At 45.5% G+C, this 16,181-nt stretch carries 13 protein-coding genes; 11 read left to right on the top strand and 2 right to left on the bottom strand.

Annotated elements, in window-relative coordinates; translation table 11 throughout:
* The first annotated feature begins 1 nt into the window (after position 1).
* From J7I80_RS00865 to J7I80_RS00855, 3 genes are all read left to right on the top strand, one after another.
* A complete protein-coding gene (locus J7I80_RS00865; RefSeq protein WP_214735546.1) occupies positions 2–730 on the top strand; it encodes a sirohydrochlorin chelatase in 729 nt (242 codons plus the stop codon).
* A 114-nt stretch (positions 731–844) separates the two neighbouring features.
* A complete protein-coding gene (locus J7I80_RS00860; protein WP_214735545.1) occupies positions 845–1,471 on the top strand; it encodes a precorrin-2 dehydrogenase/sirohydrochlorin ferrochelatase family protein in 627 nt (208 codons plus the stop codon).
* Positions 1,472–1,610: 139 nt separating this feature from the next.
* Positions 1,611–1,931 carry a YciI family protein gene (locus tag J7I80_RS00855; RefSeq protein WP_214735544.1) on the top strand — a complete coding sequence of 107 codons (321 nt, stop codon included), beginning with the start codon at positions 1,611–1,613 and terminating at the stop codon, positions 1,929–1,931.
* 56 nt (positions 1,932–1,987) lie between these two features.
* Here the strand turns inward: J7I80_RS00855 and J7I80_RS00850 are convergent, their stop codons facing one another.
* Both J7I80_RS00850 and J7I80_RS00845 read right to left on the bottom strand, forming a co-directional pair.
* A complete protein-coding gene (locus tag J7I80_RS00850; RefSeq protein ID WP_214735543.1) occupies positions 1,988–3,478 on the bottom strand; it encodes a hypothetical protein in 1,491 nt (496 codons plus the stop codon).
* Positions 3,479–3,497: 19 nt separating this feature from the next.
* Positions 3,498–4,370, bottom strand: a complete 873-nt coding sequence (locus J7I80_RS00845) for a hypothetical protein (protein WP_214735542.1) — start codon at positions 4,368–4,370, stop codon at positions 3,498–3,500.
* 257 nt (positions 4,371–4,627) lie between these two features.
* Between J7I80_RS00845 and J7I80_RS00840 the strand changes: the two genes are divergently transcribed.
* The 8 genes from J7I80_RS00840 (at position 4,628) to J7I80_RS00805 (ending at position 16,151) form a co-directional block, all read left to right on the top strand.
* Entirely contained in the window at positions 4,628–5,545 is a 918-nt protein-coding gene (locus J7I80_RS00840; protein WP_353050069.1) for a DMT family transporter, read from the top strand.
* Positions 5,546–5,922: 377 nt separating this feature from the next.
* Positions 5,923–6,690, top strand: a complete 768-nt coding sequence (locus J7I80_RS00835; RefSeq protein WP_214735540.1) for a 3-hydroxyacyl-CoA dehydrogenase — start codon at positions 5,923–5,925, stop codon at positions 6,688–6,690.
* A 164-nt stretch (positions 6,691–6,854) separates the two neighbouring features.
* The gene (locus J7I80_RS00830; RefSeq protein WP_214735539.1) at positions 6,855–8,903 is read left to right on the top strand and encodes a sigma-54-dependent Fis family transcriptional regulator; all 2,049 of its coding nucleotides are present in this window, start codon (positions 6,855–6,857) and stop codon (positions 8,901–8,903) included.
* Positions 8,904–9,364: 461 nt separating this feature from the next.
* Complete coding sequence (locus J7I80_RS00825) at positions 9,365–10,888, top strand: class I adenylate-forming enzyme family protein (RefSeq protein ID WP_214735538.1); 1,524 nt, start codon at positions 9,365–9,367, stop codon at positions 10,886–10,888.
* Positions 10,889–10,915: 27 nt separating this feature from the next.
* Positions 10,916–12,061, top strand: coding sequence for an acyl-CoA dehydrogenase family protein (locus J7I80_RS00820; RefSeq protein ID WP_214735537.1), 1,146 nt, complete (start codon positions 10,916–10,918; stop codon positions 12,059–12,061).
* Positions 12,062–12,091: 30 nt separating this feature from the next.
* Complete coding sequence (locus J7I80_RS00815; protein WP_214735536.1) at positions 12,092–13,246, top strand: thiolase family protein; 1,155 nt, start codon at positions 12,092–12,094, stop codon at positions 13,244–13,246.
* A gap of 229 nt (positions 13,247–13,475) precedes the next feature.
* Positions 13,476–15,047 carry a fatty acid--CoA ligase gene (locus tag J7I80_RS00810; RefSeq protein WP_214735535.1) on the top strand — a complete coding sequence of 524 codons (1,572 nt, stop codon included), beginning with the start codon at positions 13,476–13,478 and terminating at the stop codon, positions 15,045–15,047.
* 18 nt (positions 15,048–15,065) lie between these two features.
* A complete protein-coding gene (locus tag J7I80_RS00805; protein WP_214735534.1) occupies positions 15,066–16,151 on the top strand; it encodes a CaiB/BaiF CoA transferase family protein in 1,086 nt (361 codons plus the stop codon).
* The last annotated feature ends 30 nt before the right edge of the window (positions 16,152–16,181 follow it).

Raw genomic sequence — 16,181 nt, 5'->3', positions numbered from 1 at the left:
TATGGAAGCAACAGTATTCATCAGCCATGGCAGCAGAAGTGAGCAAGGAAACAAGGTGTTTGTGTCATTCATCGAGAAGATAATATCCACAGGGGAAAGAACGAATGCAGCCTATGGATTCCTTGAAAATGCCCGGCCAGCCATATTCGAAGCGGTCGAATCATGTATTTTAAAGGGTGCATCATCAGTAACCGTCGTTCCGGTATTGCTGCTTCCGGGAATCCATGCGAATGTGGACATTCCGGCTGAATTGGAAAGAGTCAGACAAAAGCACCCAGAAACAAAGATTTTCTATGGCGAGCCACTCGGTGTAAATGAAACGATCCTGGAAATCGTTCTGGACCGTTTAAATAAACAAGGATTTTCAGGCATGAACTCAGAGACCGTCCTGCTCGTCGGACATGGCAGCAGAGATCCCCTGGCAGCGGTGGAATTCGAGAAGCTGGCAGGCAGGGTTCAGGAGAAAGTCTCGGCAAAAGTTGATACTGGATATATAACAACACAGCCATTTTATGGAGAAAAGCTCTTGGGAAGCTACTCGTCATCAAAGATTTATATTTTGCCATTCTTGCTGTATACAGGCGGTTTTACCGCTAAAATAGAGGAAACAGTACACAATGTGTTGGATCAATATCCTGAAAAAGAGATTGTCCTGTGTGAACCAGTAGGCTTTGATGAACGATTGGGCGAACTGCTTCTGCAAAGAGTTGATGAAGCAAGAGCAAGGTGAACTTAAAATCTCGGTCTTAACTGCTAAATTTGTGAACATCGCCAATAAAATTGTGAACTCCGCCAATAAAATATATTCCGTAGTCAACATAGCCAATAAATGGAGAGTGAAAGCATGATATACCCTATAAATGTACAGATACGGGATCGGAATGTCGTAGTGATTGGCGGGGGCAGAGTTGCTCAACGTAAAGTCTATGGCTTGCTGGATGCTGGAGCGAAAGTGAAGGTAGTGAGCCCGGAATTAACAAGCGAATTGCTGCGGCTATCCGAAATCGGCGAAATTTCCTGGCGGCCTGAACCTTATGCAAAGGAAGATCTTGAAGGAGCTTTGCTCATCGTTGCCGCCACTAATGACGGAGAGACGAACCTGGCAGTTAAAAGGGATGCAGCACCATATCAATTGGTTAACCTTGCAGATCATCCGGAGGAATCGGACTTCCAGGTCCCATCCGTCATGAAAAGAGGCACATTGACCATTGCCGTCTCTACATCGGGAGCAAGTCCGGTACTGGCAAAAAAGATTTGCCGCCAGCTAGAGCAGATGTTTGATGAACAATATGAGAGCTACGTGGAGTTCCTGGCATCCAGTCGTAAAGAAATCAAGGCGACTGTCAAAGATGAAACAGTAAGAAGGAAGCTTCTGAGTACAATAGCAGACGAAAGTTTCTTAAAGGAGCCCTATCGAGAAGAAAGGTTTGCCAGGCTGCTTGAAGAAGCGATAAGTGAGGAGGGAAGGTAAAGCGCGAATGCGCACAATTACTGCCCTCTTTTTTTTGTTCAAATGTTCAGTTTTAACAAGGAATCGGTCCATACATGCAGGGAAATGCCGGAAATGATATGATGAAATGGAAAATATTATAAGATTGGAGTACCGTTTTATGAAAAAATTTGTCGTGTTCCTAAAAGATAAAAGGAAAGGCAAACTGGAACCAAGCCTGTTGACAAGGCATATTGAACACCTCAGGAATTTAAACCGGGAAGGGAAACTGATGGTTGGCGGCCCGTTAAAAAATAACGAGCAAGCAATGATCATCCTTAATTGCGATGATATTGATGAAGCACTCAAACTTGTCGAAAGTGACCCGTTCATAAAAGAGAAATATTACAATACATATGATATCAACGAACTTATCGTGGCCAACGAAGAAAATAACTGGCTGATAGACAGCCCGCAGACGACAGGGAATCTGGTTCATTAGGAATAAAAAAGGACTTCCAGCAAGTGTGGAAGTCCTTTCCAGGATACTATATCCTATTATTTTGTTTCTGCTTCAACGATAACTTCTTCAGTAGTTTCTTCAGGTGCTTTTTCAAATACTGCAAAGACAGCAGAGATCAATGCAGCAAATTTCTTCGCGATTTCACTTGCATATTCACTCGCTTTAGACGCAGCTTTATTAGCAGCAGAAGGGTTAACTTTAGCTTCTTCAGTCACTTCTTCAGAAGCAGTTTCATCAACAACAACCTCTTCAGTCACTTCTTCAGTAACAGTTTCGTCAGCAACAACTTCTTCAGTCACTTCTTCAGTAACAGTTTCGTCAGCAACAACTTCTTCAGTTGCTTCTTCAGAGGCAGTTTCATCAGCAACGACATCTTCAGTTGCTTCTTCAGAGGCAGTTTCATCAGCAACGACTTCCTCAGTCACTTCAACAGACAAAGCAACAGCTGAGTTTTTGTTAGCTTTTTCTTTAGCGACATCACTTGCATTAAAAGCTTTAGACTTCATTTTGTTAGCAATAGAAGGAGATACTTTTGCGTCTTCTTCGGTAGCTTCTTCTTCAGTGACATCTTCTTCAGTGACATCTTCTTCAGTGACATCTTCTTCAGTGACATCTTCTTCAGTAACGTCTCCTTCAGTAACGTCTTCTTCGTTTACATCTTCTTCAGCAACTTCTTCTTCACTGAATTCCACAGACAAAGCTACAGCAGAATTTTCGTTAGCTTTCTCTTTAGCAACATCGCTTGCATTGAAAGCACTAGACTTCATTTTGTTAGCGATAGAAGGAGATTCCTTATCTTCAGTATCCTCTTCCTCTTCGTCTTCTTCTTCAGTTTTCACTGTTGCATCTGTATCAAGATCGATGTCTTCAGAATCAGAGTCATTTTCTTCGTCTTCTTCAGTTTTTACAGTTGCGTCTGCATCAAGGTCAATGTCTTCAGAATCCTCATCGGATTCTTCTTCATCTTCCTTTTTCATTTCAGTGTCAGCGTCAAGCTCAGCATTTTCTTCTTCTTGTTCTGTTGCTGCATTTTCTTCAAGCTCAGGAGTTTCTTCTGATTCAGCATCTTTTTCAGTGTCATCAGTTACAACTGGCTCTGCTTCAACAACCTCTTCAACTACATCTTCTACAACTGGCTCCTGAGTAACAACTTCTTCAGTTGGAACTTCCTCAGCAGGTGCTTGCTGAATAGTTGAGTGAACTGCTGCGTTTGGTGCTGCGTTCTTTTTAGCCGTTTCACTTGCATGAGTGCTAGCTTGTGATTTTGCTGCTTTTTCCTTAGATTCTGCTTTTGGTGCTTTTACTTGTGGCTTGGCAGCAGGCTTTGCTGAAACAGCAGGCTTTGCTTTTTCAGCTTTTTCAGCAGACTGACCCTTTGCTGGTTTCACTGCGTGAGATTGTTCAACCTTAACTTTTTCAGGTCCTGCTGCTTGGGTGAATTGCCCTCCAGTCAGTACCCCGATTGACATTACTCCAGCTAACATAAAAGACTTCACAACTTTTGTTCCATTCATATAGTTATTCATTTTAATAATTCGCTCCCTTTTATTTAACGTTTTCCGTGGCTATTGCGTCGGTATACGGTAAAAAAGCAGGAGCTTTGAGCGGTGGCGGTGATGGCGGGGCATTGACCCACTGGCTTTGAAAAACAGCAACTCGCGATGTATACGGCTGCAGGAGATTTAAATTAAATGATTCATCCCAAACAAACCACTTATCGTTAATGAAAGTGCTCGCGTTTCCATAACTTGTCCTGTCACTTGACGGCCCCCCTGAAGCCTTCGTGCGTGAAGGAGGGTTAGGAATGTTGTCACCCTTAGGATACCTCTCGTTCTTGGATGAATCCTTTTCATCATCTTTAACTAAAGGCGTTTCTTTGCTTGCCGTCTTTGCTGTAGATTTAACTACTGACGGTATCGCTGCTGACTCCTTGGATGGCTCAACCTTTTCCTTTAACCTAGGTGATCTGCGCTGTGTTTCTTTTGCGTAATTCCCCTTATTATGTTTGGACTTTAAAGCATCTTTATTGCTTAGTTTATTGCTATGCTTTGTTCTATGTTTTTCCTGTTTTGACTTCTCGTTGATCAAAGCTTTTGCCTTTTGAGGCAGGGGCGCTTTCTCATTTTTCTTGAATGATTGAGCTTTCCTATTTGATTCCACTGCTTTAGCAGGCTTCTGTTTCGGTTTTGCCTGGGCTGGTTTTTGAACGACTGGCTTCTGCACCGGCTGGTTTTTGGCAGCAGGTTTTGCTGGAGTCTTTTCAGAAGTCTGGGAATTCTCAGCCTTATCTGGCAGAGTAACTTGTTCAGCAGCCACAGGCTTTCCGGCATTTGACCCTTTTTCAGCAAAAGCGATGTCAGGTACCAACATAGCTGCACCCGCAATAAAGCCAGTAATGATCAGTTGTCGGAAGTGCATTCTTTCACCTCCCTTCATAGCGGTATCTATCTTTCCGAAATAGCATTCAGATTTTTAAACCTCTTTTTGTCGGTTTTTGAAGGATTTTATAACAAACCGTTCTTTTAACCTAGCACCCTATGAGACATTTATCCTTTATTTTTGGTACTTATTATTCTTGGTGGTAAAAAGTTGGTATTCCTCTCTCTTGCCCTTTTAAAAAAAAGGAGTAGAATGTTAGTTATGCTTTAACCGTTTAAATGAAAGAAGGAAACAACGTGAAAAATCTTCAAATCTATTTAATACTTACTGGGGTCATGTTTTTGTGGGGAATGAATGTAACGGCCCTAAAAGTTATAGTAGGGAATTTTCCGCCAATCACAATCACTTCTCTCCGCGTCTTCACGGCTGGAGTCTCGGTGTTTATCATTCTATTTTTCTTGAAAAAAGTACGGATGCCGTACAGGCAGGAGTGGAAATATATATTAGGCGGGGCAATCCTGAATGTCACTGGCCACCATTTATTCCTTGGCATTGGTTTAAAAGTGACATCTGCTGTTAACGGTGGTCTGATCCTCGGCATGGGCCCATTGCTGACGGCTTTGATGGCAATTTTATTCCTTGGGAAACGTCTGACATTTGTACGGACACTCGGTTTTATCTTTGGAGGGATTGGCGTCTCGTTGACTGTGATGGCAGGGAGCACAGGACTGTCAGGCATGTCGATTGGTGATTTTTATGTATTTCTGTCCATACTATCTCAGGCGATCAGCTTCATCATTATTTCAAAAGCAGCAAAAACACTGGATCCCCGTCTGCTAACAGGATATATGCTGATTTTCGGCTCAATCCTGATGTTTTTTATCGGACTATGGAAGGAACCAGGTGGATTAGCAAGCTTAAGTAATGGTTCCCTAGGAGTGTGGAGCGTGTTTTTCGCTTCAGCAATCTTCGCGACCGCAGTAGGGCACATGCTCTACAATTACGCAATTGGCAAAGCCGGACCAGCGGAAGCATCCATTTTCCTGAACCTGAATACATTCCTGTCAATCATGTTCGCAGCCATCTTCCTCGGGGAGCATATTACCTCTTCGCACCTGCTGGGATTAATTTTTATCGTTTCCGGTGTCATATTCGGATCAGGAGCACTTGAGGAATTGTTGCTGAGAAACCGGATAAAACGGAACGCAGCTTAATATCGAAATTAAATGCAGGGCTTATGCTCTGCATTTTTTTCGCTAAAAAGAAACCCTAGGTATTAAAATCGACTTTAGGCCAACGGGGAATAAATTAGCTTCAACGGTGAATAACTCGGGATCAACGGGGATTAAATTCGATTCAACGAGGATAAAAACCAATCCAACGGGGATAAAGCATTCTATCTAGTAAAAAATGACACAAGCCTGGATTGAAGTCTGCAGCTCAAAGTCTCCAAGTGTCCATTTTTCCATGAAACTGTCCTATAACTGGACACTTATCTCTAATAACCCCTTAATGTTCATGCAAAACAGACCTGGCACGATTCTTGCTTTATATAAAACTAACAATTTTAGAGAAGTGGGGGTCAAAAATTATGAAAATGAGTGAAGTAAGAGCGATTGTTACAGGCGGAGCGTCTGGGTTGGGAGAAGCAACTGTCAGGAGAATCGTAGAGCAAGGGGGGAAGGCAGCGATCCTTGATTTATCTGTAGAACGCGGGGATGCTCTCGTTAAAGAACTTGGAGAACAGGCAATATTTATTAAAACGGATGTAATAAGTGAGAAAGAAGTATTGAATGCGATCAACAAAGCAATTGAATCATTGGGGTCGATCAACACGGTTGTTAACTGTGCAGGAATTGGAGTTGCAGGCAAGCTGTTATCACGAAAAGGTGTCCATTCCCTGGACATGTTCTCAAAAGTAATTTCCATCAACTTGATAGGAACCTTTAATGTCATCAGGCTTGCTTCAGAACAGATGTCAAAAAATGAGGCGAATGAACTTGGCGAGCGGGGCGTCATCATTAATACAGCATCTGTTGCCGCGTTTGATGGCCAGATCGGGCAGGCTGCCTACAGTGCTTCAAAAGGCGGTGTTGTCGGCATGACGCTGCCAATTGCCAGAGAGCTTGCTGCATATGGGATCAGGGTCATGACAATTGCACCAGGGCTTTTTCATACGCCAATGTTCGATTCTCTCCCAGCAGAAGCAAGGGATTCTCTAGGAAAAATGGTACCATTCCCGCAGCGTCTGGGTTATCCCGAGGAATATGCGCTGCTTGCTGAAAGCATCCTGACCAATCCAATGCTGAATGGCGAAACAATCCGCCTAGACGGAGCCATCCGGATGCAGCCGAAATAATTTCATTGTAACGCATTTATATTGATTAAAGTCATGCACCTTTAAAACCTGCTCCTCATCTGGGAGCAGGTTTTTTTACATTCAATAAGTGTACCTTTCCGCAGCAGTGCTATATAATTGAAGTTATAATATTCAGAAATCTCTCAACTGAAGGAGGGAAATGAATGATTGAATTCAAGAATATTGTGACGCCTGTCGACTGCAAGGTCACGGAAAAAACAACATTAAGAGAGGCAATTGGAATTTTCAAAGAAATGAAATGGAATCTTCTGCCCGTGACAGACGCCGAGCGGAATTTGCAGGGCGTTTTTACCCGGAGCGGGCTTTATCAAATGATTCTGGATGGCAGTCCGCTGGAGGCACCAATCCAGCCATACATAAAGAAGCAAGCAAGGTCCATCCGTATTGACACCCCTTACCGTGAAATCGAGCAAATTGTTAAAACGAGCAAGGTTGGGACAGGGGTCGTGCTTGATGAGCAGGATAAGGTCATCGGTTTACTGACCAAAACCGATATGGTGGTCGCTCTGTTAAAATCTGCGAATACACTCAAGGACCAGCTGGAAACGATCCTGAAGCATTCCAATATCGGTGTGCTCATGACTGACGGCAGGATGATGGTGGTGTATGCAAATGAAGCATTTGCCAAAATCAGCGGCCGGTCCGTTGAATCAATCATTTCTAAGGAGATCGGCGAGGTTTTTCCCGGCTTGTTGAATGAAGAAAATTCACCCCATCATTATGAAAAGTTCAAATCAATTCTACATATCTCTTCCTATGAAACAGTGAATCATGAGGAAGGGAAGATTCTGTTATTCCAGGATATTTCTGAATTTGAAAAAATGGCAGAAGAACTGGAGACGGTCAAAAAGCTGAAGCTGACAATCGAGACGACGCTCGAGAATGCATATGATGGAATCCTGATGACAGACGAAAAGAACATGATCACGATGGTCAGCCCGCCGTTGCTTGAATTGTTCAATTTGGAAAAAAAAGAAGTTTTGTATAAACCGATTGATCAAGTACTTCCTCAGCTGAAGCTTGGCAATGTATTTAGCTCAGAAATGGCGGAGGTAAGCGATTTTCACCAGATAAACGGAATAAGATATATTGTACATCGGATTCCAATCAAAAAGGATGGCAAGGTGATCGGAGCGATTGGAAAAGTGATGTTCCGCCAGCTGAATGAGGTCAACGATCTGTTCAAGAGACTCCAGAAAGCGGAGAACAAGGCAAGCTTTTACCACCAGCAGCTGCAGAAATCAGAGTCGGCGAGGTTCACCTGGGATCATATTTTCAGCGAAGATCCTTATATGGAAAAATTAAAGAAGAGTGCTGCCAAAGCAGCGAAAGGAAGGTCAACTGTCCTGGTCAGGGGTGAAAGCGGTACAGGGAAAGAATTGTTCGCGCATGCCATCCATAACAGCAGCGCCCGGAGCGAAGGCAAGTTTGTTGTTGTCAATTGTGCCGCGATCCCGGAGGACCTGCTCGAATCAGAGTTCTTCGGATATGAAGAAGGTGCCTTTACAGGGGCAAAGCAGCGCGGTAAAATCGGGAAGTTTGACCTTGCGAATGGCGGGACGCTTTTCCTCGATGAAATCGGCGATATGTCACTCTCCCTTCAGGCGAAACTATTGAGGGTCCTGCAGGAGCGGGAGTTTTACAGGGTCGGCGGAAATATCCGGGTGAAGGTCGATGTCCGTATTATCGCAGCGACAAACCGCAACCTGGAAGAAATGGTGAAGCGGGGAGAGTTCAGGGAGGACCTTTATTATCGCCTGAACGTCATATCGTTGAATATTCCGCCGTTAAGGGAACGTGTTCATGATGTCGAGTATTTGATCATCGGTTTAATGAAAGAATTGAATTCGATGCTGGGCACGAGCATCACCGGTATCTCTTCAAAGGCAAAGACCGCACTACTACGATATGAATGGCCGGGCAATGTGAGGGAACTGCGAAATGTTCTTGAACGCGCGATGACCTTTGCCGAGCATGGGAAAATTCAGGCTGAGGACCTGCCGGACTATCTAATCTCTCAGTTATCCAGCCCGCTTGGCGAACAGATTAGCCTTGCAGAAGATGCCGAGCTTGGAGCCATCAGAAAAGCGCTCTCCCAGGCGAACGGAAACAAAGCAAAGGCAGCAAGGCTTTTAGGCATCAGCCGCTCAGGACTTTATGAAAAAATAAAGAAATACCAGCTGAGCGTGTAAGAACTATATGTATTTTAAAAAATACTGGCATGATGCCGCCTTTCTTTTTGTTTGGACTGCTGCTATTCGTCTTATTACCTGTGGAAAAAAGTAAATTTGCACATATCTTCTGCGAACTGGAAAAAATTAATGATTTTTTCCAGTTCGCCAATAAATTTTGGATATGGCCAATAAAGTTGTGAACTTCGCCACTAAAAAAATTAAGGACATGAACTACCCTGTAAACTGCTGAAACGAGCAATAAAAAAAGATTTCTCCCGGAATTTTTTGTTTTATTGGTTCAATAACCACCTTCTATTTAAATGTCCAAATACAGTGTCCAATTTTCGGACACTTTGCAGGGCACATATGCTTATTCCTCCTTGGTTGTCACTGTCTTCTCTATTTTTGGAAAATTGGCATAATTATTGCATATAAAATGATGAAGGCGTTTTCGAATTTGACCAGGGGGGAAGTTCTGTATGGATATCGGTTCATATTTAGCGCAAAATGCAAGGAAAACACCGGAGAAGCTCGCGATTCAATGTGAAGACAGGAGCTTTACATACAAGCAGTTTAATGAGGAAGTGAACAAGTTTGCCCACGGTCTGCTCAGTCTGGGGGTTAACAAAGGCGACAGGGTTGCTTTAATGATGAAAAACTCTGATCAGTTTGTGTTTGCTTTTTTTGCAGGAGCTAAAATCGGTGCGGTGATTGTGCCGGTGAATTTCCGCCTGACAGCATCCGAGGTCCATTACATACTCGAACAGTCCGGCACTGTGTTGGTGATTTGCGATGATGAGTTCGAGGATATCATTACTTCAGCACGTGAAGGAACAAATACAGCGCATGTTATCACTACTGGAACCCCTAAAGCAGTTGGACATCATTCATTCGATAAAGTCTTTTCCAAAAATGCCGATGATCCACAAATTGAAGTCAGCAATGATGATGATCTTGAAATCTTGTATACGTCCGGGACAACCGGCAGGCCCAAGGGTGCCCTGTTTGACCATAAACGAGTCTTCAATGTCGGCCTGACGATGATGATCAGCATGGGAATCAACCAGGAGGAAAGAATCCTCCATATCGCTCCGCTGTTCCACTCGGCACAGCTTAATCTATTCCTGTTATCAGGCGTCGTTCTTGGGGCAACCCATATCATCCATCGGGACTTTCATCCGGTTACAACGCTTGAAGCAATCCAGCAACATAAAATCACCCACTTTTTTGGAGTCCCGGCGATGTACAACTTTATGCTGCAGGTGCCGAATGCTTCTGATTATGACCTATCTTCGATCAAAAGATGCGGTTATGGTGCTGCACCAATGGCTCCAGAACTTGTCCGCAAAAGCATGGAGCTTTTCAAGACTGACCAATTTTACAATCTATGCGGCCTGACCGAGGCTGGTCCTGGCGGCATTCTGCTCGGTCCGGAAGGGCACAGGCACCACCTTGGAAAGGGAGGAAAAGCCGCGTTCCTGACAGAAGCTAGAGTGGTGGATGAAGAAGGTAAGGATATTAAGCCTGGGGCAGTCGGCGAGTTCGTCATCAAAGGCGAGTCCATCATGAAAGAATACTATAAAAAGCCTGAAGAAACGGCTAAAACAATCAAGGACGGCTGGCTTTATACCGGTGACCTAGCAACCGTCGATGAAAACGGATATATCACCCTGGTCGACCGGAAAAAAGACATGATCATTTCCGGCGGGGAAAATGTTTATTCAATTGAAGTAGAAGAGGTTCTTTATGAACACCCTGCCGTACTGGAGGCAGCAATCATCGGTCTGCCAGATGAGGTGTGGGGAGAAGCGGTCTGCGCAGTCATCGTGCCAAAGCAGGATGCAGTCGTTGATGAGCAGGAACTTAAAGCTTTTTGCCGCCAAAAACTTGCAGGATACAAAGTTCCGAGAAAAATATTTATCGAAGAGGCATTGCCAAGGAATGCTTCTGGTAAAATCCTGAAATACCAGCTTCGCCGGAAACTGAATGAAGTGAAGTTTTAATTATTTGAGTGAAAGGGGAGAGCATTTATGAAACATCCTTATTTAACGGATGACCATGAAATTTTTCGCAGGTCACTGAGGAAGTTTTTAGAGAAGGAGGCATATCCATTTTACGAACAGTGGGAGGAAGAGCGAATGATACCGCGATCCTTCTGGGAGAAAATGGGCGAGCAGGGCTATCTTTGCCCTGATATCGATGAAGATTACGGCGGCAGTGAAGTCGACTGGGGATTCGCAGTTGTCATCAATGAAGAACTTGAGAGGGTGGGCTCAGGTCTGGTTGGAGTAGGGCTGCATAACGACATTGTGGTCCCATATATTACTGCCTACGGGACAGAAGAACAGAAAAAACGCTGGCTGCCAAATTGCACGACAGGTAAAGCCATTACGGCGATTGCGATGACGGAGCCAGGGACAGGGTCGGATCTGGCAAACATAAAGACAACAGCAATCCTTAATGGAGACCACTATATTTTAAATGGGCAAAAGACATTCATCACCAACGGAATCCAGTCTGATTTGATTGTCGTAGCCTGCAAAACCGATCCAAAAGCGAACCCAAAGCATAAAGGTGTCAGCTTGCTAGTCGTTGAGCGGGATACACCTGGTTTTTCCCGTGGGAGGAAGCTGAATAAAGTGGGGCTTCACTGTCAGGATACGGCAGAGCTTATATTCGAAGATTGCCGTGTTCCAAAGGAAAACCTGCTAGGTGAGGAAGGGAAAGGCTTCCTTTATTTAATGGAAAAGCTCCAGCAGGAACGACTGCTTGTTGCGATTGCCGCCCAGACCGCATCCGAGGTCATGCTGAAGCAGACAATAGAGTATGTAAAAAGCCGTGAAGCATTTGGCAAACCGGTCAGCAAGTTCCAGAATACGCAATTCAAGATTGTCGAGATGGCGACAGAAATCGAAATGGGCAGAGCTTTCCTTGACCAGCTGATTGCCGAGCATATCGAAGGCAAGGATGTTGTCACAAAGGTATCGATGGCAAAGTGGAAGCTGACAGACAGCGCGAGGAAAATCGCCGCCGAATGCATGCAGCTCCACGGTGGTTATGGATACATGGAAGAATACGAGATTGCGAGAAGGTTCCGTGATATCCCGGTTGCCAGCATCTATGCCGGAACGAACGAAATCATGAAAACCATCATTGCTAAAAACCTGGGTTTGTAGAAAATTAGATTTTCAGAAAGGAAGATGAACATGCGTGAAGTTGTAATCGTCGAAGCTGTCAGGACGCCTGTCGGCAGAAGAAAAGGGTTATTGAAGGATATCAGGCCGGATGAGCTGGCTGCAGGGGTTTTAAAAGAGGTTGTGCAGCGGGCCGGAATCGATGCAGGACTTGTTGAAGATGTCATCCTCGGCTGTGTGACACAGTCAGGCGAACAGGCCGGGGATATTGCCAGGGTAGCGGCTTTGACAGCCGGTTTCCCGATTGAAGTACCAGGAACAACGATTGACCGTCAATGCGGATCAAGCCAACAGGCAGTCCATTTTGCTGCCCAGGCAATCCTTGCTGGGGACATGGATGTCGTCATTGCCGGCGGCGTTGAGAATATGACACGTGTTCCAATGGGCTCCAATTACCAGGAGGCAAACCCGTTCAGCCCTAAATTAAGAGAACAATACGAGATGATCCATCAGGGATTATCTGCAGAACGGATCGCGGATAAATATGGTTTTACCCGTCAGGAACTGGATGAATTTTCTGCTGAAAGCCATCGTCGGGCTTTGAAGGCGCAGGCAGAGGGTTATTTTAAAAAAGAAATCATGCCGCTCGAGGTCACACTTGAAGATGGTGAAACAACTTTGATGACCGAAGATTCAGGTCCTCGCGAAGGAACGACGCCTGAGGTTTTGGCCGGGTTGAAAACGGTCTTTAAAAAGGACGGTGTCATCCATGCCGGGAACTCGAGCCAGATCAGCGACGGAGCAGGTGTCCTGCTTCTGATGAGCCGTGAAAAAGCTGAAGAGTTAGGCTTGAAGCCGCGGTTCAAGGTTCATACCAGGGTTGTGGTAGGTTCAGATCCGACATTGATGCTGACAGGACCGATTCCGGCAACGGAAAAAGTCCTCAAAAAAGCCGGCCTGAAGCTGGAGGATATCGATGTCTTCGAGGTGAACGAAGCATTCGCTCCTGTACCGATGGCATGGCTGAAGGAAACGGGAGCGGACCCATCAAAACTCAACCCAAATGGCGGAGCAATCGCGCTTGGCCACCCTCTTGGAGCGAGCGGCGCCCGCCTGATGATTTCGATGATGTCCGAACTTGAAAGGACCGGCGGACGCTACGGCCTGCAGACCATGTGCGAAGGGCACGGCATGGCAAACGCCACCATTATTGAACGTCTCGATTAAAAGGATGCCAGCATTTATTGGTGCTTTAAAAACAGCAAAAACTGGAAAAAGAGATCACCAATAAGGGTTATTGGCGTCTGAAAACAGCAGAAATTGGAAAAACAGATAAACCAATGAGGGCTATTAATGCCCGTAAATTCCAAAGTCGAAAGACTCAGGTCACCAATAGGTCTACTATATACAGCTGCTCTGTAAAGCATAAAATGACATTTTAATAGGAGGAATGCAAATGAGCACGACGATCGGAAAAATTTTTGACCTGACCGTAATGAAATTCCCGAACAAGGAAGCCCTCTATGATGTCCGCAGAAATGTCCGCTTTACTTATAGTGAATGGAATGATGAAGTGAACCGACTTGCCAATGCGCTCCTTGCTGAAGGAGTAAAGAAAGGCGACAGAGTTTCCACATTCACATTTAATACCGAGGAGTTGGGTACTACGTTTTTCGCCTGTGCGAAAATTGGGGCAGTCTTCAATCCAATCAATTTCCGTCTGATGGGAGAAGAGGTCGCGTTTATCCTTAGTGACGCCAGGCCAAAGGTCGTCATCTTTGAAAAGGCGGTCGAGCCAGTCATCGCGGCTATTGAGAAGCGATTCCCGCATATCGCTTTCTGGTACATCGACGAAGATACGCCAGAGTATGCCCAGAGCTACCATGAAAAAGTGAAAGCTGCGGAAACGAAGCCAGTTGAGATTGAAGTAGACGAAAATGACCTGTACGCGATTATGTACACAAGCGGGACAACTGGCAGGCCAAAAGGCGTTATGCACAAGCATCGCAATATGGTCGAGCAGAGCCTGATCGTTGTAGGAGCAACCAAACTGGGGGCAAATGATGTTGGCCTCGTAACTGCGCCAATGTTCCACTGTGCCGAGCTCCACTGTGCGTTCCTGCCTAGAATCCATGTGGGCGGCAGCAATGTCATTCTCCATCAATTCGCGCCAAAGAAGGTTCTTGAGCTGATTGATTCTGAAAAAATCACGAAGTTCTTCGCGGCTCCTACGATGTGGAATATGCTTCTTCAGGAGAACCTGGATGACTATAATATCGAAAGTCTAAAACTGGGACTGTACGGAGCTGCCCCAATGGCGCCGTCGCTTGTCCATGCCTGCCATGACAAGCTAGGCATCAAGCTAGTCCAGGCTTATGGAATGACGGAAATGGGTCCTGCAATCACTTTTCTTTCTGAGGATGACCAGCTGACAAAAGCTGGTGCGGCAGGCCAGGCTTGCCTTAACCATGAAATCAGGATTGTCCGGCCGAACGAGGATGGGCCATCCAATCCGGACGATATCCTGCCTCCAGGCGAAAGTGGTGAAATTATTGTCCAGGGTCCATGCATGATGTCAGGCTACTTCAACCGCGCAGAGGCTTCTGAAAAGGCGATGCATAAGGGTTGGTATCATTCAGGGGATATCGGCTACCTGGATGAAGAGGGATATCTCTGGGTCAAGGACAGGGTGGATGACATGATCATCAGCGGTGGTGAAAATATTTATCCGCGTGAGGTAGAAGATGTGCTCCATGCCCATAAAGGTGTGCTTGACGTTGCGATCGTCGGCCAGCCGGATGACCGCTGGGGCGAAACGGTGACGGCTTTTGTCGTTAAAAAAGATTCAAAGGTAACAGAAGAGGAATTGGATGAATGGTGCAAAAACAGCGACAGCCTGGCAAATTACAAACGCCCGCGCAAATACCTCTTTGTGGATGCACTCCCTAGGAATGCGAGCGGGAAAATCCAGAAATTCATGCTCAGAAAGCAAATGGAAGAATTGTTTTCAAAAGGGCAGCCGACGTAATGGAAAGGGTTTTTTAATATGCTGGAAGGAATTAAAATAATAGACTTCACCAATTATATCCCCGGACCTTTTGCGACGCTGAGACTGTCAGAACTGGGGGCTGAGGTTGTTAAAATCGAAGCTCCGGAGGGAGACCCGGCGAGGAATACAGGCGAAGGGTATGTATTTAACGCCCATAACCGCGGCAAGAAGAGCATTGTCATCAACCTGAAGCAGGAAGAAGGAAAGCTGCTGGCCCTTGACTTACTTGCCAGGGCGGATGTAGTTGTGGAGAGCTTCCGGCCGGGAGTGATGGATAAGCTTGGACTCGGTTATGAAGCGGTAAAAAAGGTCAACTCAGGAATCGTCTATTGTTCGGTGACAGGTTACGGCAGGGACGGAGAGATGAGCAGCCTGGGCAGCCATGACCTGAATTATATGAGCTTGAGCGGCGCTTTGGCCCAGATGAAGGACGATAAAGGAAGACCGGTTCATCCAACCCATACTTTTTCTGATTATATCGGGGGAATGGCTGCCAGTGAAAGGATCCTTGCTGGACTTGTAGGCAGGGGGAAAACCGGTGAGGGCAGCTATCATTGCATTTCCATTGCTGACAGCATGGCAGCCTTGATGGCAAACCATGTATTGATTGAAAAAGAAACAGGCTATCCTAATGGCGTTTCCGTTCTGAACGGCACCGTCATTGGATACGGGCTATACGAAACCAAGGACGGCCGCTATGTCAGTCTTGGGGCACTCGAGCCCAAGTTCTGGAGAAATTTTTGCCAGGCTGTCGGCAGGGAGGATTGGCTCTCGGCGCATTATTCCAGGCTGGAAAACTCAAACCCTGTTTACATCGAGCTTGTAGATCTGTTTAAAAGCAAGTCGCTCTCACAGTGGGCGGATTTCGGCATGAAGGTCGACTGCTGCCTTACACCTGTACTTGAGGTGGGCGAACTGGCTCACTATCCATATTGGCGAGAAAAGAATTTTGTATTGCCAGAAGGCCAAATTAAAATGCATGGAGATATGCCATCGCAAACAGAAGCAGGGCCGCCCAAAAAAGGAGAACAGACTGATGAGATTTTACAAGAATGGCTCAGTATAAAAAGCAGTAAATACTAGAGTCCTATTTTAAAAAGCGGAAGGGGAAAT

This window comes from Bacillus sp. ISL-41 (genome assembly GCF_018613235.1).
Taxonomy (GTDB): domain Bacteria; phylum Bacillota; class Bacilli; order Bacillales; family Cytobacillaceae; genus Mesobacillus.
Note: the sequence above shows the minus strand (reverse complement) of the source record. Positions and strands in the feature narration are given on the sequence as shown.